Origin of the sequence: Pseudomonas sp. DR208, from assembly GCF_019823005.1 — a bacterium.
GTDB classification, from domain to species: domain Bacteria; phylum Pseudomonadota; class Gammaproteobacteria; order Pseudomonadales; family Pseudomonadaceae; genus Aquipseudomonas; species Aquipseudomonas extremorientalis.
In genome coordinates this window covers 2,296,377-2,320,536 of the sequence record NZ_CP081944.1, presented here as the reverse complement: position 1 = coordinate 2,320,536, position 24,160 = coordinate 2,296,377, and the positions used below count along the sequence as shown (strand labels likewise).

General features: G+C 61.2%; 22 protein-coding genes and 4 tRNA genes. 9 read left to right on the top strand and 17 right to left on the bottom strand.

The genetic code is table 11. The annotated features are described in order from the left end of the window. The first annotated feature begins 57 nt into the window (after positions 1-57). Positions 58-180 (top strand): hypothetical protein, encoded by a 123-nt coding sequence (locus K5K89_RS28620; RefSeq protein ID WP_256572963.1) that lies wholly within the window; start codon positions 58-60, stop codon positions 178-180. 12 nt (positions 181-192) lie between these two features. Here K5K89_RS28620 and K5K89_RS10505 read toward each other — a convergent pair whose 3' ends face one another. From K5K89_RS10505 to K5K89_RS10475, 7 genes are all read right to left on the bottom strand, one after another. Then, positions 193-1,119 carry a LysR substrate-binding domain-containing protein gene (locus K5K89_RS10505; protein ID WP_058427309.1) on the bottom strand — a complete coding sequence of 309 codons (927 nt, stop codon included), beginning with the start codon at positions 1,117-1,119 and terminating at the stop codon, positions 193-195. Positions 1,120-1,202: 83 nt separating this feature from the next. Continuing rightward, positions 1,203-3,209: a CocE/NonD family hydrolase gene (locus K5K89_RS10500; protein WP_222541355.1), complete on the bottom strand. Its 2,007-nt coding sequence runs from the start codon at positions 3,207-3,209 to the stop codon at positions 1,203-1,205. 27 nt (positions 3,210-3,236) lie between these two features. Then, a complete protein-coding gene (locus K5K89_RS10495) occupies positions 3,237-4,820 on the bottom strand; it encodes a BCCT family transporter (RefSeq protein ID WP_222541354.1) in 1,584 nt (527 codons plus the stop codon). A 303-nt stretch (positions 4,821-5,123) separates the two neighbouring features. Beyond that, positions 5,124-5,200: transfer RNA gene (locus K5K89_RS10490), tRNA-Asp, on the bottom strand. A 19-nt stretch (positions 5,201-5,219) separates the two neighbouring features. Further along, a tRNA-Val gene (locus K5K89_RS10485) sits at positions 5,220-5,295 on the bottom strand. A gap of 176 nt (positions 5,296-5,471) precedes the next feature. Further along, positions 5,472-5,548: transfer RNA gene (locus tag K5K89_RS10480), tRNA-Asp, on the bottom strand. A gap of 19 nt (positions 5,549-5,567) precedes the next feature. Continuing rightward, positions 5,568-5,643, bottom strand: a tRNA-Val gene (locus K5K89_RS10475). A gap of 159 nt (positions 5,644-5,802) precedes the next feature. On the opposite strand from K5K89_RS10475, the gene rdgC reads away from it, so the two are divergent. The 3 genes from rdgC to sugE all read left to right on the top strand — a co-directional run bounded on the left by rdgC (position 5,803) and on the right by sugE (position 8,248). Then, on the top strand, positions 5,803-6,723 hold the full coding sequence (gene rdgC, locus K5K89_RS10470) for a recombination-associated protein RdgC (protein WP_222541353.1): 921 nt from the start codon (positions 5,803-5,805) through the stop codon (positions 6,721-6,723). Between the two features lie 138 nt (positions 6,724-6,861). After that, a complete protein-coding gene (locus K5K89_RS10465) occupies positions 6,862-7,827 on the top strand; it encodes a bile acid:sodium symporter family protein (protein WP_071492251.1) in 966 nt (321 codons plus the stop codon). Between the two features lie 106 nt (positions 7,828-7,933). Next, positions 7,934-8,248, top strand: a complete 315-nt coding sequence (gene sugE / locus K5K89_RS10460; protein ID WP_071492250.1) for a quaternary ammonium compound efflux SMR transporter SugE — start codon at positions 7,934-7,936, stop codon at positions 8,246-8,248. 109 nt (positions 8,249-8,357) lie between these two features. On the opposite strand, the gene K5K89_RS10455 is transcribed toward sugE, so the two are convergent. From K5K89_RS10455 to K5K89_RS10445, 3 genes are all read right to left on the bottom strand, one after another. Next, the gene (locus tag K5K89_RS10455; RefSeq protein ID WP_071492249.1) at positions 8,358-10,226 is read right to left on the bottom strand and encodes an MFS transporter; all 1,869 of its coding nucleotides are present in this window, start codon (positions 10,224-10,226) and stop codon (positions 8,358-8,360) included. A gap of 57 nt (positions 10,227-10,283) precedes the next feature. Beyond that, positions 10,284-11,432 carry a TDT family transporter gene (locus K5K89_RS10450; RefSeq protein ID WP_092247975.1) on the bottom strand — a complete coding sequence of 383 codons (1,149 nt, stop codon included), beginning with the start codon at positions 11,430-11,432 and terminating at the stop codon, positions 10,284-10,286. 123 nt (positions 11,433-11,555) lie between these two features. Continuing rightward, positions 11,556-12,749, bottom strand: a complete 1,194-nt coding sequence (locus K5K89_RS10445) for an MFS transporter (protein ID WP_222541352.1) — start codon at positions 12,747-12,749, stop codon at positions 11,556-11,558. Positions 12,750-12,840: 91 nt separating this feature from the next. Here K5K89_RS10445 and K5K89_RS10440 point away from each other — a divergent pair, with 91 nt between their 5' ends. Then, a complete protein-coding gene (locus tag K5K89_RS10440) occupies positions 12,841-13,380 on the top strand; it encodes a TetR/AcrR family transcriptional regulator (RefSeq protein WP_071492246.1) in 540 nt (179 codons plus the stop codon). A gap of 58 nt (positions 13,381-13,438) precedes the next feature. Here K5K89_RS10440 and K5K89_RS10435 read toward each other — a convergent pair whose 3' ends face one another. From K5K89_RS10435 to K5K89_RS10420, 4 genes are all read right to left on the bottom strand, one after another. After that, positions 13,439-14,218, bottom strand: coding sequence for an ABC transporter permease (locus tag K5K89_RS10435; protein WP_025858807.1), 780 nt, complete (start codon positions 14,216-14,218; stop codon positions 13,439-13,441). Next, complete coding sequence (locus K5K89_RS10430; protein ID WP_058427204.1) at positions 14,215-15,147, bottom strand: ABC transporter ATP-binding protein; 933 nt, start codon at positions 15,145-15,147, stop codon at positions 14,215-14,217. Before K5K89_RS10430 ends, K5K89_RS10435 begins: the two co-directional genes overlap by 4 nt. Before the next feature lie 134 nt (positions 15,148-15,281). Next, positions 15,282-15,899 (bottom strand): glutathione S-transferase family protein, encoded by a 618-nt coding sequence (locus tag K5K89_RS10425; protein ID WP_058427209.1) that lies wholly within the window; start codon positions 15,897-15,899, stop codon positions 15,282-15,284. 57 nt (positions 15,900-15,956) lie between these two features. After that, complete coding sequence (locus tag K5K89_RS10420) at positions 15,957-16,616, bottom strand: transglutaminase-like domain-containing protein (protein ID WP_071492245.1); 660 nt, start codon at positions 16,614-16,616, stop codon at positions 15,957-15,959. Between the two features lie 158 nt (positions 16,617-16,774). Here K5K89_RS10420 and K5K89_RS10415 point away from each other — a divergent pair, with 158 nt between their 5' ends. Both K5K89_RS10415 and K5K89_RS10410 read left to right on the top strand, forming a co-directional pair. Next, the gene (locus K5K89_RS10415) at positions 16,775-19,222 is read left to right on the top strand and encodes an acyl-CoA dehydrogenase (protein WP_071492244.1); all 2,448 of its coding nucleotides are present in this window, start codon (positions 16,775-16,777) and stop codon (positions 19,220-19,222) included. Positions 19,223-19,297: 75 nt separating this feature from the next. Next, on the top strand, positions 19,298-19,705 hold the full coding sequence (locus tag K5K89_RS10410; RefSeq protein ID WP_010211653.1) for a PA2817 family protein: 408 nt from the start codon (positions 19,298-19,300) through the stop codon (positions 19,703-19,705). On the opposite strand, the gene K5K89_RS10405 is transcribed toward K5K89_RS10410, so the two are convergent. Then, on the bottom strand, positions 19,706-20,650 hold the full coding sequence (locus K5K89_RS10405) for a LysR family transcriptional regulator (RefSeq protein ID WP_093123055.1): 945 nt from the start codon (positions 20,648-20,650) through the stop codon (positions 19,706-19,708). An 89-nt stretch (positions 20,651-20,739) separates the two neighbouring features. Between K5K89_RS10405 and K5K89_RS10400 the strand changes: the two genes are divergently transcribed. After that, positions 20,740-21,366 carry a hypothetical protein gene (locus tag K5K89_RS10400; RefSeq protein ID WP_102593003.1) on the top strand — a complete coding sequence of 209 codons (627 nt, stop codon included), beginning with the start codon at positions 20,740-20,742 and terminating at the stop codon, positions 21,364-21,366. Between the two features lie 68 nt (positions 21,367-21,434). Here the strand turns inward: K5K89_RS10400 and K5K89_RS10395 are convergent, their stop codons facing one another. Both K5K89_RS10395 and K5K89_RS10390 read right to left on the bottom strand, forming a co-directional pair. Beyond that, positions 21,435-23,009 (bottom strand): alkaline phosphatase D family protein, encoded by a 1,575-nt coding sequence (locus tag K5K89_RS10395; RefSeq protein WP_222541351.1) that lies wholly within the window; start codon positions 23,007-23,009, stop codon positions 21,435-21,437. Further along, positions 23,006-23,560 carry a GNAT family N-acetyltransferase gene (locus K5K89_RS10390; protein ID WP_222541350.1) on the bottom strand — a complete coding sequence of 185 codons (555 nt, stop codon included), beginning with the start codon at positions 23,558-23,560 and terminating at the stop codon, positions 23,006-23,008. Before K5K89_RS10390 ends, K5K89_RS10395 begins: the two co-directional genes overlap by 4 nt. 190 nt (positions 23,561-23,750) lie before the next feature. Between K5K89_RS10390 and K5K89_RS10385 the strand changes: the two genes are divergently transcribed. Next, a complete protein-coding gene (locus tag K5K89_RS10385; protein WP_071492239.1) occupies positions 23,751-24,158 on the top strand; it encodes an ExbD/TolR family protein in 408 nt (135 codons plus the stop codon). The last annotated feature ends 2 nt before the right edge of the window (positions 24,159-24,160 follow it).

Sequence of the window (24,160 nt, the reverse complement as noted above, 5' to 3'; positions counted from 1 at the left end):
CCGCTTTCTCCCCGCCTCTACCGTGAAGTCCTACTCCATCACCTGTAGGAAACCACCGTGGAAAGCTCAACCCTCGGCATGCTCGTACTCACCCTGATTGCAGTGTTCGGCACCGCGTCTTTTTGTTTCGAGCACTTGGCGACGCGTCAGACCCGCAAGAAAAAAACCGGCCAACGTTGACCTTAAGCCCGATCACTCGACCTCGGCAGCCTTGGCCAGTAACCATTGACGAAAACTGCGCGCAGCCGACGGCGGGTTGCGGTGGTGGGGTTGCATCAGATGCAGGCGGCCCCGGCTGTGCATGGTGTGAGGCAAGGCCATTTGCAGGCGCCCGGACGCCAGATCGTCTTCCAGCAGACTCTTCCAGCCCAGTGCGACGCCGTGGCCCATCACCGCCGACTGCATCAGCAGTTGATAGCTGTTGGTCCGCAACGCGTGGCGCGGGGTGTAATAGTCGGCACCGGCATCGGTGAACCAATCGGCCCAGGTCAGCCAATCGTGGTAGTGGTCCTCCACGATCAGCAAGGTGTGGGCGTGCAGCAAATGGTGTATATCGCGAATCGGGCCGTGGTGTTCGAGGTAGACCGGGCTGCACACGGTGATGACCTGCTCGCTATCGAACACCGGCGAGAGCTCGAGGCCGTGGGGCGCGGCCAGTTCATCCAAGTGATAGAACAGGCCCAGGTCATATTCACTGACGTCCAGATGGCTGGGGCTTTCGCTGCACAGGATGCGAATGTCCAGGTCCGGGTGTTCGCGCTGGAATTGCGGTAACAGGCCGGCGAGCCAGATCGTACTGATGGTGGGCGTGCTGGCCAGGGTCAACTGGCGGTCGGCGCCACGCCGACGCAACTCGGCGGACTCGCGATCCAGCTCGCGCAACAGACGCTGGATGGTACGGAAGTAACGCACACCGGCGGGCGTCAGGCTCAGGCCCTGGGCCAGTCGATAAAACAGCGGGCGGGCCAGGTCTTCTTCAAGGCGCTTGACCTGGCGGCTGACCGCGCTCTGGGTCAGGTTCAGTTCATGGGCGGCCTGGGTAAAGCTCAAATGGCGGGCAGCCGCTTCGAACGTCTGCAAGCAGTTGAGCGGTGGAAGATCGACGTTTCGGCGCGACATGAACAGTTCCATTGGCAATGGCGAGCCCGAGTTGCCCCAGGCCCGCAGCGATCACGATGGCAAGCATCCTGCCAGTTGCCCGCTTACAGCGCGACCCTCGCCACGCGCTTGCTCCATTGCCGACGATGTTCCAACTGGCCCTGTTCCCAGGCGGTCTGCTCCGCTTCGATGTAGAACCACTCGGCATCGGCGTGCACGCTCAAATGGCTTTCCACCTCCACGGCCCACTGGTCACGGCCGACGCGGTAGTGCCATTCGATATCCGCCCGCGTCGACAGCGGGTCCCAAGGCAAGGTGCGATATTGCTCGGTGCAACGCTGGTCCACCGACAAGCCGTGATCGGTAAACCGTACCGCGCCCAGGTCGTCTTCGATCTTCACGCAGACTTCGCCACTGCCCACATCTTCGATCAGGGTGCGTTTCGGCGCAGCGGCGCGTAGGACTTCCATCGCCACTGGCGTCGCCGATTGCGGCGCCTCGAACGGGCAGTCCACCGCCGCACCGGTGAACACCGGCAGTTGCAGGCTTTGCAGGGTCGGCAGCAAGGTCAACGTGGTCAGCTCGCGACTCGGCCACAGCAACGGGAAACTGCCGGTGCTCAGGGCCAGGCGCAGACGGTAGCCGGCCGGCAAGCGCATGCCGATGTGGTCGAGGTTTAGATGCACGTCCATCGGTTCACCCGGGACTACCGGTGTTACGCGGGAGAAGTCTTCACGCAGCGTGAGATTGAGCACGCCATAACTGATCTGCGTCACCTGCCCGTCCGGTGCCACGGCATTCAGCCGGGCGACCAATTGGCCGCAGGCCGTGTCACTCGCCAGGCGCAGCTTGAGGCGAGCATCGCCCAGCAACGCCAATGGCTCGGTCAGCGGCTGGGAATCGAAGCACAGCGAGTGGGCATCATCACGGCGCTGATCCGTCGGGCCGTCCGGGCCAAACCAGATGGCGCAGTATTCGCCCTGGTGCAGGCCCGTGGTCAGCGGCGAGCAAATGCTGCGCGTCGTGACCAAAGGCTGTGCTCCAGGATTCAGGCCATGTTCGCCCAGGCTGAAATCGGTCCATTGCACCTGAGGGTCCGGCCAGCCGGTGGTCTGTACCCAGACGCCGGGCCGTTCGGCATAACTGCCCTTCGGCGGCAGAATATCCTGTAGGTAAAAGGTGCACGCCGCGTCATCCATCACGCCGTTATCCACACCTTTGAGCCAGTGATCCCACCACCGCTTGGCCTCCTGCAGAAAGCCGATGGCCGGATTGGGCACCGCGAAATGCGGGTATTTATGAATCCACGGGCCGAGCATGGCCTTCTTCGGCCCCGGCAGGTTTTCCATCAGGCGCGACACGGTATTGCGGTAGGCATCGCCCCAGCCGCCCACCGCATACACCGCAGCCTTGATTTGCGCATAGTCCTCGCACACCGAGCCATGGCGCCAGTAGTCATCGCGGGTCTGGTGCTGCAGCCAGGTTTCGGCGAGCAACGGCATGGCGTCCAGGCGTTGGTGCCAGAGGCTTTTCCAGTCCTCGACCAACAGCGGATCGGGCACCGCAGCGCTGAAGTTGAGCATGGTGGCGGCCCAACCGAAGTTCTCCATCAACAGGTTGCCGCCCTTGTAGTGGATGTCATCGGCAAAGCGGTCATCGGTGGAACACAGCGTGATGATCGCCTTCAGCGCCTCGGGTTGGCGTGCCGCGACTTGCAGGCCGTTGAAGCCGCCCCAGGAGATGCCCATCATGCCGACGTTGCCATCGCACCACGGCTGCCGGCACAGCCAATCGATCACTTCAAGGGCGTCTTCCTGTTCCTGCAACAGATATTCATCGGCCATCAGGCCCTGGGACTCACCATTGCCACGCATATCGACGCGAACACACACATAGCCCTGCCCCGCCATCCACGGATGGGTCAACGCATCACGCACGGCGGTGCCATCGCGCTTGCGGTATGGCAGGTATTCCAGGATCGCCGGGAAGGTCTGGGGGTCGGCGACTTCCGGCAGCCAGATGCGTGCGGCCAGTTGGGTGCCGTCCCTCAAGGGGATCAGGCAGTGCTCGATTTCGCGCACGGTGTAAGAAAATTCAGTAACGATTTCCATCAGTAACTCCAACAGCAGTTCAATCGATCAGCGGGCAAAATCGGGCACAGGGCTGGCGCCACGCAGTTCCGTTTCAGGTGTCCGCTGAAGGCGTTTCACGTCCAGCAAGGCGGGGTTTTTCAACCAGAAGATCAGCGAGGTACTGGCCAGCAACACCAGGATCATGCCCGGCAAACCGCCGAGGTTAGAGAGCATCTTCACCCCGTCCACCCCGACAAACGCGACCATCACCCACGACACCGTCCCGATGATCAGGCCCCAGACAATCTTCAACAGCGGGTTGCCGTCGAGGTCGGAATCGGCAGTCACGCCCTTGCTGCACAGGTTGGCAATCACGTCGGTGCTGGAGTCTGCCGCGGTCACAAAGGAGATGAACGCCACGAACAGCAGGAACGCGATCATCAGGCCGCTGGCCGGCAGTTGCTGGAACATCTGGTACAGCACGTGTTCCACGCCCTGTTCGTTGAGCACACGGTTGAGGCTGCCGTCGCCCAGCGCATCGAAATACAGGCTGGCGCCGGAGAAGATGCAGATCCACACCGCCGTGAACAACGCCGGGTAGAGCATGTTGATGTGGATGAATTCGCGCACGGTATAGCCACGTCCGATCTTGCCGAGGAACAGCGCGCTCACCGGCGCCCAGGCAAACCACACCGACCAGTAGAACACCGTCCAACTGTGCGGCCAGGTGTCGCCACTGGCAGCACCGGTGAACAGGCTGCGGCTGAAGAAGGTGTCGAGGTAGACGCCGAGGGATTCGACGCCGAGGCTGAACATGTACAAGGTCGGCCCGCACAACAGCACGAACAGTCCCAGGGCCAGCATGATCCAGGTATTGAACGAAGACAGCATCACAATGCCTTTTTGCAAGCCACTGGCGGCCGAGGCGACAAAGGTGATGACGATGATTGCAATGATGATGGCCAGGCGGAACGGCGTGGTTTCACCGCCGATGTATTGGGCCAGGCCACCGGCCAGGGTCAGCGCGCCTGTGCCCAGGGACGAGGCCATACCGGCGACCAGGGCGAACATCGCCAGGGTGTCGATCAGCCCGGCATAGCGCCGAACACGCACTTCGCCGAGCAACGGCTCGAGCATGGCGCCGATGGAGAAACGGCTGCGGCGGTTGTAGAACACCAGGGCAAACACCAGCGAGGGCACCAGGTAGATCGCGTAGGGCGTGATGGTCCAGTGCAGGAACATCGTCGACATGGCAAAGCTCTTCGCCGCCGCGCTGCCGGGCTCAATCGGCAGGCTGGTGGGTGGGCCGTACAAGTGGTAGAGCGGTTCGGCGGTGGTCCAGAACAGCACACCCACCGCCAGCGTGGTGCACAACGCCACCATGAACCAGCGCCATTTGCTCAGCAAAGGCTGCGCATCTTCACCGCCGATACGCACCTTGCCCAGCGCGGAGAAGTAGACGATGGCGGTCAGCACCACCATGGCAAACGAGCCGGCGCTGAACAGCCAGGAAAAGTTTTTGAGGATCAGGTTGTTGAGCTGTTTGCTGATCGCCAGGAACGCATTCAGATCAATGTAGCTGGCGATCACCGCCGCCAGCAGGATCAGGAAAGTTGGCCAGAACACCAACGGACGCAGTGGATATTTCATCTAGAGCCATTCCCCTTGCAGACTATTTTTATGTTGGAGAGCGGGCACCGCAGCCTCCTGCTGCCGATGACTCGCCTGGAAGTCTTCGCGTGGCTATAGATAAACGTTTAAGCCGCAAGGGGCGCAATCGACCAATGTGCATGGGGGTATTCCCTCACGTCATGACGCACCAGCACAGTTCAGGGCGAATAGGCAGTGCACAACGTCAAGGCAAGGGAGGTCAAATCGAGGACGAAAAAAAGCCCGCTCAATGAGCGGGCTTCCTGGGGTGACCTGGCGTTCAGTGTTCCAGGTGACCGAATATGGCGCAGCGGACGGGACTCGAACCCGCGACCCCCGGCGTGACAGGCCGGTATTCTAACCGACTGAACTACCGCTGCGCGTAACACTTGAAGCGAATGGTGGGTGATGACGGGATCGAACCGCCGACATTCTGCTTGTAAGGCAGACGCTCTCCCAGCTGAGCTAATCACCCTTCGTTTCGGTGTGGGCGCATCATACACCAAAAAATCGTAATGTCTTGATTTAAATGCAATTTATTTAAAAAAAGTTCTGCTTGCGATTTTTTGCCATATTCCGGGCAAAGAAAAGCCCGCAATTAAGCGGGCTTCCTGTGGTGACCTGGCGTTCAGCGTTCCAGGTGACCGAATATGGCGCAGCGGACGGGACTCGAACCCGCGACCCCCGGCGTGACAGGCCGGTATTCTAACCGACTGAACTACCGCTGCGCGTAACACTTGAAGCGAATGGTGGGTGATGACGGGATCGAACCGCCGACATTCTGCTTGTAAGGCAGACGCTCTCCCAGCTGAGCTAATCACCCTTCGTTTCGGTGTGGCGCGCATTCTACGGAGCGACCTTAAGTCTGGCAAGCACTTTCTTAAATCTTTTTTTTGATAGCTTCCAATGGCTTAGGCAGGGTTGGCCTGGGACGTTATCAAGAGAATAATGCCCCCCTTTGTATAAAGGAGAGACTCACCCCATGTGGTTCAAGAACCTGCTTATCTATCGCCTGACCCAAGATCTGCCTGTTGATGCCGAGGCGTTGGAAGCGGCCATGGCCACCAAGCTGGCGCGCCCTTGTGCCAGCCAGGAGTTGACCACTTACGGTTTCGTCGCGCCGTTTGGTAAAGGTGAAGACGCTCCCCTGGTTCACGTCAGCGGCGACTTCCTGCTGATCGCCGCGCGCAAGGAAGAACGTATCCTGCCGGGCAGCGTGGTGCGTGACGCACTTAAAGAGAAAGTCGAAGAGATCGAGGCCGAGCAAATGCGTAAGGTCTACAGGAAGGAACGCGACCAGATCAAGGATGAAATCATCCAGGCCTTCCTGCCCCGCGCCTTCATCCGTCGTTCGTCGACCTTCGCCGCCATCGCGCCAAAGCAGGGCCTGATCCTGGTCAACTCCGCCAGCCCGAAACGCGCCGAAGACCTGCTGTCGACCCTGCGTGAAGTGATCGGCACCCTGCCGGTTCGCCCGTTGACCGTAAAAACGGCACCGACTGCGATCATGACCGACTGGGTCACCACCCAGAAGCCGGCCGATGACTTCTTCGTCCTCGACGAGTGCGAACTGCGCGACACCCACGAAGACGGCGGCATCGTGCGCTGCAAGCGCCAGGACCTGACCGGCGAAGAGATCCAGCTGCACCTGACCACCGGCAAAGTCGTGACCCAACTGTCCCTGGCCTGGCAGGACAAGCTGTCCTTCATGCTCGACGACAAGATGACTGTCAAGCGCCTGAAGTTCGAAGACCTGCTGCAAGACCAGGCGGAACAGGACGGCGGTGAAGAAGCCCTGGGCCAGCTGGACGCAAGCTTTACCCTGATGATGCTGACGTTCGGCGAATTCCTGCCGGCGCTGGTTGAAGCACTGGGTGGTGAAGAGACCCCGCAGGGTATCTAAACCGTGTGAAATTCAAAATGTGGGAGGGGGCTTGCCCCCGATAGCATTCTGTCAGTTAAAACACCTATGACTGACAGACTGCTATCGGGGGCAAGCCCCCTCCCACATTTGATCGAATCCAACAAAAAAGGACATCCCATGCGCGCTCTCGCCGCCTTGAGCCGCTTCGTCGGCAATACCTTCGCCTATTGGGTGTTGATTTTCGCCGTCGTCGCTTTCCTCGAACCTGGTTGGTTCATCGGCCTGAAAAGCGCCATCGTCCCTCTGCTGGGCCTGGTGATGTTCGGCATGGGGCTGACCCTCAAACTCGATGACTTCGCCGAGGTCGCCCGCCATCCCTGGCGCGTCGCCCTGGGCGTGGTCGCGCACTTTGTGATCATGCCGGGTGTGGCATGGCTGCTGTGCCAGGCCTTCCACCTGCCACCGGAAATTGCCGTCGGCGTGATCCTCGTCGGTTGCTGCCCAAGCGGCACATCGTCCAACGTAATGACCTGGCTGGCCCGTGGCGACCTGGCGTTGTCGGTGGCCATCGCCGCCGTCACCACCCTCCTCGCCCCACTGCTGACGCCAGCATTGATCTGGCTGCTGGCGTCGGCCTGGCTGCCGGTGTCGTTCATGGAGTTGTTCTGGTCGATCCTGCAAGTGGTGCTGCTGCCGATCGTGCTCGGCGTACTGGCGCAACGCGTGCTCGGTGAGAGGGTCCGCCATGCGGTCGACGTGCTGCCGCTGGTGTCGGTGGTGAGCATCGTGATCATCGTCGCGGCGGTGGTTGCCGCCAGCCAGGCGAAGATCGCCGAGTCGGGCCTGCTGATCATGGCGGTGGTGATGCTGCACAACAGCTTCGGTTACCTGCTGGGTTACTTCACCGGCCGTGTGTTCAAGTTGCCGTTGGCACAGCGCAAGTCGCTGGCGCTGGAAGTGGGCATGCAGAACTCCGGGCTGGGCGCCGCGCTGGCCAGTGCGCATTTTTCGCCGTTGGCGGCCGTGCCCAGTGCACTGTTCAGCGTCTGGCACAATATTTCCGGGGCGTTGCTGTCGACCTACTTCCGCCGCATGAGCGAAAAGGAAGACCGTCGCGTGCTGGAGAACACGCCGCAAACTTGATCAGCCGGGCACTTTTCGGCACTCTACCGAGCTTCGCGGGGACGACCCTGCGACGCTCCATAGCGCAGAATCCGGGGACGACCCCATCTATAGAAGGGGAATCACCATGTCCTGGATCATTCTGTTCTTTGCCGGGTTGTTCGAAGTCGGCTGGGCCGTCGGCCTGAAGTACACCGACGGTTTCAGCAAGCCGTTGCCCACCGCCCTGACGATTGCCGCCATGGCCATCAGCCTCGGCCTGCTAGGGCTGGCCATGAAGGAACTGCCGCTGGGCACCGCCTATGCGATCTGGACCGGTGTGGGTGCCGTGGGCACTGTGATTGCGGGGATTATCCTGTTTGGCGAGTCCATGGCGCTGTTCCGGTTAGCCAGTGTGGCGTTGATCATCTGCGGGCTGATTGGCCTCAAGCTCAGCACCTGAGCCACTACCGCAATCGGGGGCAAGCCCCCTCCCACATGTTGACTGTGTTCACACATCAAAGGTGGGAGGGGGCTTGCCCCCGATAGGGCCGTTACAGCCAAAACCAAAACTACCTGACACTCCCCCGCAACCCGCCTACCACCTCCTGCAACCTCGCAGGCGTCGGCCCCTCCACCGGCTCGCCCGCCACCAACACCACTCGCGACCAGATCCGATGAAAGAAGCCCTTGTTCGGATCGCGGCTGAAAAAACTCCCCCACAACCCCTGCAACGCCATCGGAATCACCGGCACCGCCGTCTCTTCCAGGATGCGCGTCACGCCACCGCGGAATTCGTTCATCTCGCCATCGGCGGTCAACTTGCCCTCCGGGAAGATGCACACCAATTCCCCTTCCTTCAGGTACTGCGCAATCCGCGTGAAGGCCTTTTCGTAGATCTGGATATCTTCGTGACGCCCCGCAATCGGAATCGCCCCGGCGGTACGAAAGATAAAGTTGAGCACCGGCAAGCGGTAGATCTTGTAGTACATGACAAAGCGAATCGGCCGACGCACCGCGCCGCCAATCAACAGCGCATCGACGAACGACACATGGTTGCACACCAGCAACGCCGCGCCTTCATCCGGAATCGCCTCCAGGTTGCGATGCTCCACACGGTACATGGAATGACTGAGCAGCCAGATCATGAAACGCATGGTGAACTCGGGGACGATCTTGAAGATGTAGGCGTTGACCGCGATGTTGAGCAACGATACCACCAGGAACAGCTCGGGAATCGACAGCTTGGCCACGCTGAGCAGCAGGATCGACACGATTGCCGAAACCACCATGAACAGCGCATTGAGAATGTTGTTGGCGGCGATGACGCGCGCGCGTTCGTTCTCGGCGGTGCGCGACTGGATCAGCGCATACAGCGGCACGATATAGAAGCCGCCGAACACGCCCAAACCGAGGATATCGAACAACACCCACCAGGCCTGGCCGTAGCTGAGCACGGCGAGCCAGTCATTGGCCTGTACGTTCTGCGGGAAGCCGCCGGAGTGCCACCACAGCAACAGGCCGAACACCGTCAGGCCGAATGAACCGAACGGCACCAGGCCGATTTCCACCTTGCGCCCGGAAAGCTTTTCGCAAAGCATCGAGCCCAGTGCGATGCCGACAGAGAACACCGTCAGGATCAGCGTCACCACGGTCTCGTCGCCGTACAACCATTCCTTGGCGTAGGCCGGGATCTGCGTCAGGTAGATCGCACCGACAAACCAGAACCACGAGTTGCCGACAATGGAACGCGAAACGGCCGGCGTCTGCCCCAGGCCCAGGCGCAGGGTCGCCCAGGATTCGCTGAAAATGTTCCAGTTCAGGCGCAACCCCGGGGTCGACGCCGCCGCCCGGGGAATACTGCGACTGGCTAGGTAACCCAACACCGCCACGCCGACAATCGCCGCTGCCACCACCGGCGCATAATGGGTGGAAGACATCATGATCCCGGCGCCAATGGTGCCAGCCAGGATCGCCAGGAACGTGCCCATTTCCACCAGGCCGTTACCGCCCACCAGCTCATCTTCGTGCAGGGCCTGGGGCATGATCGAGTACTTCACCGGCCCGAACAGCGCCGAGTGGGTCCCCATGGCAAACAGTGCCAGCAGCATCAATTCCAGGTGATTGAACAGGAAACCGGTGGCGCCCACGGCCATGATCACGATCTCGCCGATCTTGATCGCGCGGATCAACGCGTCCTTGTTGAATTTCTCGCCAAACTGCCCGGCCAGCGCCGAGAACAGGAAGAACGGCAGGATAAACAGCAAGGCGCAGAGGTTGACCCAGATGGAACGGTCGCCGTCGATGGTGAGCTTGTAGAGAATGGCGAGGATCAGCGATTGCTTGAAGATGTTGTCGTTGAACGCGCCCAGCAACTGGGTGATGAAAAACGGCAGGAAACGCCGTGTGCGCAGCAAGGTGAATTGCGAGGGGTGGCTCATCGTCCGTGTTCCTGCGTGGCCTAATAGTTATCAGGCCACGACTTTACCTAACTCCGCTTACTTATTCCCTAGTCCCGCAATGCACGGCGAAACAAAAAGCTCACCTTTATAGGCACCCTGCACCGTGCGCTTGGCGACGATCAGCCACATCAGCGCCAGCGCCATCACCAGCACACTGCCGAAGACGCTGAAGAAACCCAGGTGCAACAGGCTCGCCAACTTCAACGTGGCCAGCGCGTACACCCCCAACGGAAAGGTGAAGCCCCACCAGCCCAGGTTGAACGGGATGCCTGCGCGCAGATAACGCAGGGTGATCAACACTGCGATCAGCATCCACCACAGGCCGAAGCCCCACAGGGTAATACCGGCCACCAGCCCCAGGCCGTTGGCCATTTCACCCACGCCCGGCAAACCGTTGGCCGCGAAGATCGCCGGCGCATCGCCCCCCAGCAGCAGCATGCCCAGCGCACCGGTGCCGATGGGCCCCAGGGCCAGCCAACTCGACGCGGCCATATTGGCATGGGGCAGTTTATGCAAGGCCATGCGCAGCACCAGGATGGTCAGGATGCTGAACGCCACCGGCAGCGAAAACGCCCACAGCACGTAGCTGGTCACCAGCATCACCAGTTGCGAATGCGCATCTGCCAAGTGCGGCGCCAGCAGGCCACCGCTGGCGGCGGCGACTTCGGCGGCAACCACGGGCAGCAGCCACACGGCGGTCATCTGGTCGATGCTGTGTTCCTGGCGGGTGAACATCATGAACGGGATGAGTACGCCACAGGCCATGGCCATGGCCACGTCCAGCCACCACAAGGCCTCGGCCAGCGGTATCACGTCGCTGCCCCAACGCGGCAAGCCGAACAGCAGCAAACCATTGAGAATCGTCGCAAGGCCCATGGGAATCGTGCCGAAGAACATCGACACCGTGGAGTGCCCGAAAATCCGCCGCGCCTCGTGGAAGAACATTACCCAACGGGCCGCATACAGCACGCTGAACAACACGAACAGGCCGATGGTGAACAACCACAGCGCTTCGGCGATGGCGTGCAAACCTGGCAGGTTGACCGGCAGTTGCGCCAGAGCCAGCGCCAGTACGCCGGTGCCCATGGTCGCGGCGAACCAGTTGGGGGTGAACTGGCGAATCACTTCCCGTGGACGGGCCAGGTGACTGAAGGGTTTGTAGCTGAGGGTATTCGTGCAGGGCATGATGGCGTGCCTCTTTCTCGTATGAGGTTGAGGCCATCATAGAACCTGATCGAATATCTATATAACGAGTAATATCTCTAACTATTATCTGTTTTACCAATATACGAGCAGTAACTATTACCGTCAGCTGTCCGTGGTCACCCGCACCCGCGCTGAATCCTGCCACAACAATGCGACGAGTGCGCCGAGCGCCAGCAGGATGAGGACCGCGCCGTAGCCGTCGGTGGTGGCGATCAGGCCAACACTGCGAATCAGGTTGCCTGCCAGCAATGAAGGCAAACAGAACGCCAGGTAGCTCAGCACATAAAACGCCGACATCAGCCCCGCACGTTCATGGGGCAAGGCCAGTGGCACCACACTGCGCAAGGCGCCGAGAAAGCCCGCACCAAAGCCGCTGCCGGCGATCAGGGTAGCGATGAAGAACAGTGCCAGGCTGGCGCTGTGCACGGCGGTGAGGATCAGCGTCACGCCGATGGCGAGCAAGCCGGCGCCCAGACGCAGCACCTTGTCGGCCGCACGATTGCGCAGGGTAAAGATCATCAGTGCGCCGCTCAGGGTCAGCACGGCCACCAGGCCGCCACCGATCAGGTTGGAAGTGGAGCCGGTGGCCGCACGCACCAGCGATGGCGCAAGGGACAAGTAGAACCCGCCCATTGCCCAGACGGCGATATCCACCGGCAACGACAGCCACAATGCCCGGCGCGCCTGGGGCGGTACGTGCAACGTCGGGCGCAGCGACGCCAGCGCGCCGGGGATGCGGCTCACGGTCTCCGGCAAACGCCATACGTAGAGGGCCTGCAACAGCATCAAGGCCAGCAGCGCCCAGTAGATCAACTGGGTCGGCAACGGCGCGTACTCCACCAGCAGACTGCTACCCATCGCCCCGCAGGCCATGCCCAGAAGCGGCGCCACGCTGTTGACCAGCGGGCCCTGCTGGCGGTCGGTGTCGAGCAATGCCGCGCCCAGCACGGCGGTGGCCATGCCGGTGGCAAACCCTTGCAGGGTACGGGCGGCAATCAACCAGGTCACGCTGCCTTCATTGATAAACAGCAACATCGCCAACATATTCAGAAGCAGCGCAGCAAAAATCACCGGCTTGCGCCCCAGGTGGTCCGACAATGAGCCAACGGTCAGCAGTGCCGCCAGCAGGCTCAGGGCGTAGACCCCGAAGATCAGCGTGAGCATGCCTGCCGAAAAATGCAGGCCCTCCTGATACAGGTGGTACAACGGCGTCGGCGCACTCGAAGCGGCCAGGAAGGTCAGCAAGGTGATCGCGAGGAACACCAGGCTGGAACGATGGGAAACAGGACTGGACATACGCACGCTCCGCTAAAGCTAATATTTTGCTTTTGCGGAGTGTGCTACCGGCCAGCGCTTAAAGCAAATTCTTTGTGTTAAGGTCACCAGCATGGCGATTAAAGAAGGCCTTCGCCCGGGGGGCCGCAGTGCCCGGGTCCAAGAATCAGTGCACAACGCAGTGCGCGAACTGCTGGAAACCCATGAGCGCTCCAGCGTCACCGTGCCGATGATAGCGGCGCGCGCGGGGGTTACGCCCTCCACCATCTACCGGCGCTGGGGCGATCTGTCCGTGCTGTTGGCGGACGTGGCACTGGCACGCATGCGCCCCGACAGCGAGCCGGCCAACACTGGCAGCCTGCGCGGCGACCTGCAGGCCTGGGCCGAGCAGTATCTGGATGAAATGAGTTCGGAACCGGGTCGCAACATGATGCGCGACTTGCAGTGCTTGATCACGCCGGGGTACTGCGTGAGCATTCTGAGCGGGCAGTTTCAGGCGATTATCGAGCGCTATCCGGACGAGATGCCACCGAACGTGGACCATCTGATCAACCTGATCGCAGCGCCGACGGTGTTTCGCATTCTGTTCTCGAACGCGCCGCTGACGGTTGAAGAGCTGCACCGTCTGATCGAGCTGGCACTGAAAGCCTGACATTACTCAAATACAAATGTGGGAGGGGGCTTGCCCCCTCCCACATTTTTGACCGCGTTTACGTACGCATCCCGCGCCCACTCACCAGCAACCGTGCACAACCGATATACAGCACCACGGTGGCAATCAACATGAACGTGATCGCCACGCTGATCTTGATATCCGACACACCCAAAATGCCGTAGCGGAAGGCGTTGACCATGTGCAGCACCGGGTTGGCCAGCGACACGGTCTGCCAGAACGGCGGCAGCAAGGTGATGGAGTAGAACACCCCGCCCAGGTAGGTCAGCGGCGTGAGCACGAAGGTCGGGATGATCGAGATATCATCGAAGTTGCGCGCAAACACCGCGTTGATGAAGCCCAGCAGCGAGAAGATCGTCGCCGTCAGTACCACCACCAGGATGGTGACCCCAAGGTGATGCACCTGCAGGTGGGTGAAGAACAGCGACAGCAAAGTCACGATCACGCCGACCATCAGGCCCCGCAGCACACCGCCCAGGGTGTAGCCGATCAGGATGGTATGGGGCGACACCGGCGACACCATCAGTTCCTCGATGGAACGCTGGAACTTGCTGCCGAAGAAACTCGAGACCACGTTGCCGTAGGAGTTGGTGATCACCGACATCATGATCAGGCCCGGCACGATGTACTCCATGTAGGTGAAGCCACCCATGTCGCCGATCTGCCGGCCGATCAGGTTCCCGAAGATCACGAAGTACAGGACCATAGTGATCGCCGGCGGCAGCAGGGTCTGCGGCCAGATCCGGGTAAAGCGCTTCACTTCGCGGTAGACGATGGTTTGCAGTGCGACAAGGTTGGGTTGCAGTTCGGAACTCATACCGCCACCTTCGTCAGATTTTTCTCCACCAGGGACACGAACAGCTCCTCAAGGCGATTGGTTTTATTCCGCAGGCTCAGTACTTCGATGTTCTGGGTCGCCAACTGCGTGAACAACGCGGTGATGCCCACGGCCTTGTCCACTTGCACTTCCAGGGTGTGGCTGTCCACCAGGCGGCTCGGGTAGCCGAGCAACTGTGGCGCCACCGACAGGTTGTTCTTCAGGTCAAGCAAGAAGGTCTCCACATGCAACTGGCCCAGCAGGTTGCGCATGCTGGTGTTCTCGACGATGGTGCCGTGATCGATGATGCCGATGTTGCGGCACAGTTGCTCAGCCTCTTCCAGGTAATGGGTGGTGAGGATGATGGTGATGCCCTTCTCGTTCAGCTCGGTGAGGAAGGTCCACATCGAGCGGCGCAGCTCGATGTCCACGCCCGCGGTGGGCTCATCGAGGATCAGCAGGCGCGGTTCATGCACCAGTGCGCGGGCGATCATCAGGCGACGCTTCATGCCACCGGAGAGTGAACGCGAAGGCACATCGCGCTTGTCCCACAGGCCCAGTTGGGTCAGGTACTGCTCGGCGCGTTCCTTGGCGATTTTCGCCGGGATGCCGTAGTAGCCCGCCTGGGTCACCACGATATCGAAGGTCTTTTCGAACTGGTTGAAGTTGAATTCCTGGGGCACCACGCCGATGGAGCGCTTGAGCGCCGCCGGGGATTTGTCCAGGTCGTGGCCGAAGATATTCACCGTGCCGCTGGTCTTGTTGACCAGGGTGGAGAGGATACCGATGGTGGTGGATTTGCCGGCACCGTTGGGGCCGAGCAAGGCGAAGAAGTCACCTTCGGCAACGTCCAGATCGATACCACTCAGGGCCTGGAAACCGTTGCCGTAGGTTTTGGTTAGCTGCCGGATGGACAGAGCGGAACTCATATCGGAATACGCACCAAAGAAGGGAATAGAAAGAGTAGATGGGGGCGCAGCCCAGGTAGTTCAACGGCGGCGCATGACAAGCATGGTGCTTGTCCGCGCCGCACAAGTACAGTCACCCGTATTAATAGTGGGTATTAAGTCAACGCGGTCATGACCGCTTTGCGGTAGGCCGGGCGTTGCTGCAGGCGCTGGTACCATGCCTCGAGATGGGGCATCGCAGGCCGTTCGATAGGCATTTCAAACCAGGCGTAAATAAAGCTGCCCAACGGAATATCGCCCATGCCGATCTCGTTGCCCGACAGATACGGCTGTGTGGCCAGGGCTTGATCAACGGTTTGGAGTACATCGATGCAGGCCTGGCGACCGGCGTGGATGTTGTCCCAGTTCTGTTTTTCCGCCGGGGTGCGCAACACGCCCCAGAACACGATCTTGAACGGTTCGGCGAAGGTGGAGGTGGTCCAGTCCATCCACTTTTCCGCATTGGCGCGAGCCTTCAGGTCGCTCGGGTACCAGCTGGAGGCCTGCCTGGCGCAGAGGTAGCGCACGATGGTGTTGGACTCCCACAGCACAAAGTCGCCGTCCTCGATCATCGGCACCCGACCGTTGGGGTTCAGCGCGCGGTACTGCGGCGTGTCGACCACGCCAAAAGCCCCGCCCGCATCAATTGCTTCATAGTCCAGGCCGAGTTCCTCGGCGCACCACAGTGCCTTCCTGACGTTTGATGAATTTTTACGACCCCAGATCTTCAGCATGACCGCGCCTTTATTGTTGATGAACATGGCTTGATGAAGGCAGCAGCATACGCCGGTTCACGCGCGGCTCAAATCGCTCTGCATATCACCCAGCAGGGGCGGCATTTCCTCGGCAAACAGGTGGGGGTAACACTGCTGGATATGCGCGAAGAAAAACGCCTCGGGCACGTCGGGAAATTGCCCATGGTCGACCACATACTCCATCGAGCGCAGGCCCTGGCGGTTGAACGCATGGAAGACGCTGTCGTGAACGCCATCGAAGTCCAGCGGCGGCACATCGAAGAGATCGCACAGCTGCTGGTTGAATGCGGGCGTGGCCTTGACCCAGCGATGGTTCAGGTAAAGCTCGGTGTAACCGTGCATGGCGAACACATCACTCTTGAGCAAGGCGATCAGGCGCGGTGTCGACAGGTGATTGCGTACATCCGCCAGGCCGATGCGCGCCGGGATGCCGCAGTGTCGGGCGCAAGCTGCGAGCAAGGTGGCCTTGGGCACGCAATAGCTTTCGCCGGTGCTCAACGCGAAGCTGGCACTCAAGGTGTCTGGATCACGGCTGAAGGTGTAGGGGTTGTAGCGAATCGCCTCACGCACGGCGTAGTAAAGGCTGACTGCCTGGTCACTTGGAGCCGCGTGGGTTCCGCGATGTTTTTCGGCGAACTCCACCACCGCAGGGTGGTCACTATCGATGAAGCGGCTGGGACTCAGGTACGTATCCATGAGCTTTATCTCCGAAGCAAGCCTGGAGTTTAACGACAGGTCTGCCACGGCGATAACGACGAATCGGCCAAATCTCGTTACACCCTGATCACCCCGCTTGTTCGGATGCCGACTAAGCTCCCTGGTGGTTTCGCCCCTGGTTTCACGGAGGATTGAATATGCTGTTGTTGTGGATACTGGTGCTGGTGGTCGGCATTGCCTACCTCGCACACCGCCGCGTCGCCCCCCTGCCCGCCCTGGGCGTGGTCGCCGTCTACCTGCTGGCGATGGGCGCCTGGGGCCACGCACCGGGTTGGCTGCTGCTGATCTTCTGGGTGTTGATCGCCGTGGTGGCCGCGCCCCTGCTGTTGCCTGACCTGCGCCGCCAATACTTCACCAAGCCACTGTTCAATTGGTTCCAGAAAGTCCTGCCGCCGATGTCCGAGACCGAGCGCGACGCCATCGACGCCGGCACCGTGTGGTGGGACGGCGAGCTGTTCAGCGGTCGCCCCGACTGGGACAAGTTGCTGGCCTATCCCAAGGCCCGGCTGACCGAAGAAGAACAGGCGTTCATCGACGGCCCCACCGAAGAACTGTGCGCCATGGTCAGCGACTGGGAAATCGGTCAGGCCATGGACCTGCCGCCCGCCGCCTGGGAACACATCAAGACCCACGGTTTCTTCGCCTTGATCATTCCCAAGGAATACGGTGGCAAGGGATTCTCCGCCTATGCCCACTCCCAGGTCGCAATGAAGCTCGCCACCCGCAGCGGCGACCTGGCCTCCACCGTGATGGTGCCCAACTCCCTCGGCCCGGCCGAGCTGCTGTTGCACTATGGCACCGAAGAACAACGCAACTACTACCTGCCGCGCCTGGCGCGTGGCGATGATATCCCGTGCTTCGCGTTGACTGGCCCGCTGGCCGGCTCCGATGCTGGCGCGATGCCCGACACCGGCGTGATCTGCAAAGGTGAATGGGAAGGCAAGGAAACCCTCGGCCTGCGCCTGAACTGGGAAAAACGCTACATCACCCTTGGCCCGGTCGCGACCTTGCTCGGGCTGGCCTTCAAGGCCCATGACCCGGATCACCTGCTGGGTGACGAGGAAGACCTGGGCATCAGCCTGGCGCTGATCCCCACTGACACCCCTGGCGTGGAAATCGGCCGGCGCCACCTGCCCCTGGGCGCCGCGTTCATGAACGGTCCCAACTCCGGCAAGGACGTGTTCATACCCCTGGAGTTCCTGATCGGCGGCCAGGAAATGCTCGGCAAGGGCTGGATGATGTTGATGAACTGCCTCTCCGTGGGTCGTTCGATTTCCCTGCCGGCGGTCGGCACCGGCGCGGCCAAGTTCACCAGCCTGGTGACCGGCCAGTACGCCCAGGTGCGCGAACAATTCAACGTGCCACTGTCGGCCTTCGAAGGCATCCAGGAAGCCCTCGCCCGCATCGGCGGCAACGCCTGGCTGATGGACAGCGCGCGCATGCTGACCGCCAATGCGGTGGACCTGGGGGAAAAACCGTCGGTACTGTCGGCGATCCTCAAGTACCACCTCACCGAGCGCGGCCGCGAGTGCATCAGCCACGCCATGGACGTGCACGGCGGCAAGGGCATCATCATGGGCCCGAACAACTACCTGGGCCGCAACTGGCAAGGCGCGCCGATCTTCATCACCGTGGAAGGCGCGAATATCCTGTCGCGCAACCTGATGATCTTCGGCCAGGGCGCGATCCGCTGCCACCCGTTCGTGCTCAAGGAAATGGCCCTGGCCGGTCGCGAAGACCATGACCAGGCGCTGAAGGAATTCGACAGCCTGCTGATGCAACACATCGGTTTTGCCGTGAGCAACGCCGCCAGCACCCTGGTGCTCAACCTCGGCGTCGGCCATTTCGAAAAAGCGCCAGGCAACCGTTTGAGTCAGGGTTATTTCCGCGCACTCAACCGCCAGGCCGCCGCGTTCGCACTGCTGGCCGACCTGAGCATGATGCTGCTGGGTGGCGAGTTGAAGCGTCGTGAACGCCTGTCGGCGCGCCTGGGTGATGTGTTGAGTCATATGTACCTGGCGTCGGCCGCATTGAAGCGTTACCACGACCTGGATTCGCCGGATCACCTGGAACCGCTGTTCGCCTGGGCCATGGAAGAAAGCCTGGGCGAATCGGAGCGCGCACTGGATGAGCTGCTGAGCAACTTCCCGAACAAGGTGCTGGGCTGCCTGCTGCGGGTGATCGTGTTCCCGTTCGGGCGTCGCCATACCGGCCCGTCCGATGCGCTGGACGCCGAAGTCGCCGCCGTGATCGGCCGCGCCAAAGGCGACCCGACCCTGGAAGAGTTGCTGGCCGGCTGCTACCGCCCGCAATCGGCGGAAGACCCGGTGGGTGCCCTGCAACATGCCTACGACCTGCTGGGCGCCAGCCATCCGCTGCAAAAGAAACTGCACACCGCGCTCAAGAGCGGCCAGGTCAAACCTGCTGCCGGCGAGCATGCCATTGATGCGGCATTGCACGCCGGCGTGCTGCAACCCGCCGAAGCGCAGACCCTGCGTGACGCTGAAGCAGCGCGGCGCAAGGTGATCGACGTGGATGACTTCAGCAAGGAAGAGTTGACCCAGGCTGAGGGTAAAGTCCGCTGAGTCGAGTGGTCATATAAAAACGGGCGCGAGGGGCATATACTCCCGCGCCCGTTTTTGCTTTAGAGGACTTATCTCGTGTCCAACGTCGTTGCCGATCATCTCGTCTTGCTCGACCACTTGCGCAGCATCCTGGTTGCCGTCGGCGAAGCCGAACAGGTGCCCGAGGAAAGCCACTCCCTGTTCCTGGAGCGTTTCGACGAACTGCGCGCCCTGCTGCCGATCGACCCGATCGAAAGCCAGTACCTGGGCCAGGACCTGATGAGCCAGGTCATCCTGCGCTACCCACAGATCGCCCACCTGGTGCCACGCGACCTGCTGTGGTTCTTTGGCGGTGACTGCCTGCACTTCATGCCCGATGAAGAACTGGACCTGTACCAGGCCCTGGAAGAGCGCCGCTTCGAAGCCGAACAGAACGACGAACCGTTCGACTGGAACCAGGAAAAACAGCTGCTGGCCATGCCCGACGACCAAAGCAAGCACTGATCAGCGATCCGGAATGGGCCGTCGCAATGTCGGCTCCTTCGCCATGCACGCCACTAGATAATCAATAAACACCCGCAACTTCGGCGGAAGATAGCGCGTGGGCGAATGCAGCAACCACGCCTCGCCATGATAGGACGCGATAAAGTCCCACGCCGGCAACACCTGCACCAAACGCCCCTCCTCCAGCGCATGGCGCGCCGTAAAGTACGGCAGGCTGCCAATCCCCACATGCTGCAATACCGCATCCAACCGCACCCCGGTGTGGTTCGCCGCATACCGCCCGCGCACCACCACCGTCACCGCCTTGCCCGCCTGGCGGAATTTCCAGCGCGAGTCCCCTGGCGTTTCCCCCAGGTAGATACAGCTGTGTTCCAACAGATCATGGGGATGGCCCGGCACTCCATGCTCGGCCAGGTACTGCGGCGTCGCGCACAACAAATGCTCGATGGGCAGTAACTGCCGGCCAACCAACCCCGGCGGCGGGCTGTCGGTGATGCGGATGCTCAGGTCGACATTGTCATCAATCATGTCCACCTGCCGATCCTCCAGGAGCAACTGCACGTCGACCTTGGGATAGCGCCGCAGGAACTCCGGCATATGCGGGTGCACCACAAACCGCCCCACCGCCTTGGGCACGCTGACCCGCACCAGCCCTTCAGCTTCGTGGGTGAACTGGCCGCTGATCTCCATCACCGAACGCGCCGCGTTGACCATCTCCTGGCAACGCTTGAACACCTCTTCCCCGCCCTCGCTCAGGCGCAATTTGCGCGTGGTGCGTTGCAACAAACGCGTGGCCAGGGCTTTTTCCAGGCGCGAGATGCTGCGGCTCACCGAGGACGGCGAAGCGCCCAGTTGCCGGGCGGCTTCGGAGAAGCTGCCGGTTTCCACCACTTTGACGAAGATCGCCATCTCGCCCAGCAGTGGCAACGGTAGATTGATGCTCATGGTGCACAGGTCCATTGATAATTGAGCGGATTATCACCCATCTGCGCACTATTTATACTGCCCGCAGAACCCTGATGCGGATGTAGATCATGACCGAACGCCTGTTTTTCACCCACGACCACCTGACTGCCGAACTGGAGGTGCTGAGTTGCACGCCCCACGAAGACCAGTTCGCGGTGATCCTGCAGTCGACGATTTTTCATCCACAGGGCGGCGGGCAACCTTTCGATACCGGTTGGCTCGGTGAAAGCAGCGTGCTGCGCGTGACCCAGGAAGCCGATCATGTGGTGCATTACGTCGACCGCCCGCTGGCGCCGGGCCCCGCCACCGCACGGGTCGATGAACAGCGCCGGGCGTTGCACACCCGTCTGCACTCCGCCGGGCACTTGATCGGCAACGTGGGCGAGACCCTGGGCTGGATGCCCATCAAGGCTCATCACTGGCCAGGCGAAGGCAAGATCACCTTTATCCGTGGTGAAGCCGCGCAGAGCATGGACGCCGAGACGATCCAGCAACAGGTCAACCAATGGATCGCTGCGGACTACCCGCGCCATATGAACCTGGAAGACGGTACCCGCCAGGTCGGCTTTGGCCAGTTGCCTGCGTATGCCTGTGGGGGCACTCATGTGCAGACCTTGGGTGAACTGGGCCAAATCACCATCCTGGCGTTATCGGAGAAAAAGGGCGCGTTGTCGGTACGCTACGAAATCACCTGAACCAGCCCCATTCCCCCTTGTGGCGAGCGGGCTCGCCACAGAAAATTGGCTTGTCAGAACAAACTTCCCTACACCTCAACCGCACCCGCCCGCCCCGCCTCCACCACAAACGACTTCAGCGTCGACACCCTGGCCGCCGGATCACGCGGGTCGGTAATCACGCGCAAGTGCGTTAGCATCTTGCCCGCCTCCACCTCCACCGACACATACCCCCGCTGGCGACTGTCAAAGAATTTCACATGGGGGTTAAGCGGCAGGATCTTGCTGAACGCCTCAAACGGCGGCCCGTCGGACGTCACCGACGTACCGACGAACTCCGTGGCGACCACAGGCGAATCCGGGTTGTTGCCATCGGCATGCAAGTCCGTCACCCAGAACGAATGGATATCGCCGCCCCAGAACACCGGATTGTTGACCCGGTTGCGCTCGAGGGAAGCCAGCATCCGCGAACGATTGGCCATGTAGCCATCCCAGCCATCGGTCCAGCGCCCCGGCTTGTGGTTGGTCAGGTCGCGCTGGGTCAACGGCGCCACCAGCAAGTCCTGGGCGATGATGTTCCACTGTGCCTTCGATTGGGCAGAGCCCCGGTCCAGCCAGGCCTCCTGCTGCCAGCCGAGCAGGGTGCGGGCAGGGTCGCGCAAGTCGTGGCAAAGGTTATCGGCGATATGCCCCTGGTGGCTGCCATTGGCCAGGACGCACGGTTGTTCGGAGCGGTACTGTCGGCCGTCCAGCACGTGGAAACGGGCCAACCGGCCGTAATCCATACGCCGATAAATGCGCATGTCCGGCCCTTTCGGCAAGCTACTGGCACGCAGCGGCATGTGCTCATAAAAGGCCTGGTACGCCGCCGCCCGTTGCTGCAGAAACTGCCCCACCGGGACCTTCGGGTCCTGGGACCAGCGATTGGCGTAATCATTCTGCACTTCGTGATCGTCCCAGGTCGCCACGCTCGGTGCAGCAGCGTGCAGGGCCTGTAGATCAGGATCGGTTTTGTACAAGGCATAGCGGTTGCGGTAGTCGCTGAGGCTCACCGCGTTGCCGCTGCCATGGGGGCGAATGATCTTGCCCGAGTCCGCTGCGTAGGAACTGTCGTAGATATAGTCCCCGAGAAAAAACACCAGGTCGGGTTGCTCCTGCGCCAGGTGGCGATACGCACTGAAATAGCCACGCTCCCAATGGGAGCACGAGACAAACCCCAAGCGTGCCGACACCATGGCATGCACCGCCGGTGCCGTGCGCGACTGCCCCACCGGACTTTGCGCGCCGAGCCCTTCGAACTGGTACCAGTACGACCTGCCCGGCTCCAGGCCCGCCACCTCCACATGCACCGAATGCCCCCAGCGCTCGCTGGCCATGACCTCGCCCTGGCGCACCACGCGGGTCATCGCCGCATCGTGGGCAACCCGCCAACGCACCGGCACCGGGCGGCTCAAGCCACCCCGGCCATCGCCAGCATTGAACAGCGGCGCCAGGCGCGTCCAGATCACAAACCCGTCAGGCAATGGATCGCCGGAGGCCACGCCCAAAGTGAACGGGTAGTCCACCCCGGCACTGCGCGCAAACGGGCTGAGGATCGAAAAGGTGGTGGCAACGGCCAGCCCGGCGAGGACCCGCCGCCGACCGTGATCGACGTCGCCGCTCACAGCCGAAACTCCCAATCCTCACGCAGGGTGGCGAACACCAGCATGTCTTCATGCACCCCATTCTTGAGGAACGCCCCACGCATGCAGCCTTCATACTGCAGACCGATTTTCTCCATGACCCGCGCCGATTCCTTGTTGCGACTGAAACACTGGCTGCCCACACGGTGCAGGCCCAGTTCGCCAAAGCCGTAGTCCATCAGCGCGGTCGCCGCCTCGGTCGCATACCCCAGGTTACGTGCATCCGCCGCCGTCCAGCCGCCAAGGTGCCCATAGTGATGAGCCGCATTGATGCGCAGGCTGGCGATGCCGATCAGTTCGCCGCTGTCGCGCACATGCACGCCCAGGCTCAACAACCCCACCGAGCGAAATTTCTCCTGCATGCCGTCGATAAAATCCTGCGCCGTTTGCAGGGTATAGGGCGACGGAATGCTCGCCGTGTTATCGGCGATCTTCGGCCCGTTGGCGAGGGTGCACAACGTCTCGGCCTGGTGCTTTTCCAGTGCTTTCAATAGAAGTCGCGGAGTGGAAAGACATGGCAATTCGCTACTCATCTTTGGGGGCCCTCGATGTAAAGTTTTTGAGAATGCCCCTGTCGGGTTTCAATTCTGTTACGTCACAAAAATGCCCCAAGAGTCGCCTGTAATACCCGTCCTAGAGCCCTCAAAACGTCAATTAAAGTTAACCAATCGGTCATTTTTGGTTGTTAGCGTGTCGCCCCTAATTCAATAACGGGGTAGCGGAATGAGAACCTGGGACGAACCGAAAAAACGCAAGGCGCACATCGAACTGATCCCGATGATCGACGTAATGATGTTCCTCCTGGTGTTTTTCGTACTCGTGAGCCTGAACGTGATTCCGGCCCTCGGCATGAAGACCCAACTGCCGAGCGCCAGCAGTTCGCAGCAGCTCAAGCCGCAGAACAAATTCATCCTGACCCTGGGCCTGGAAGGCCAGTTGCAACTGGATGGCAAGGACCTCACGGTCGATGGGCTGGTGCCGGCGTTGAAAGCGGCCGAAAAGCCTGACACCAAGTCGACCATCATCGTGAACAGCGACAAAGGCGTCGAGGTTTCGCGCCTGGTGGAGGTGATGGACACCCTGCGTCTGGGTGGCTTTACCTCCGTGTCCATTGCCACGCGTAAGTCCTGATC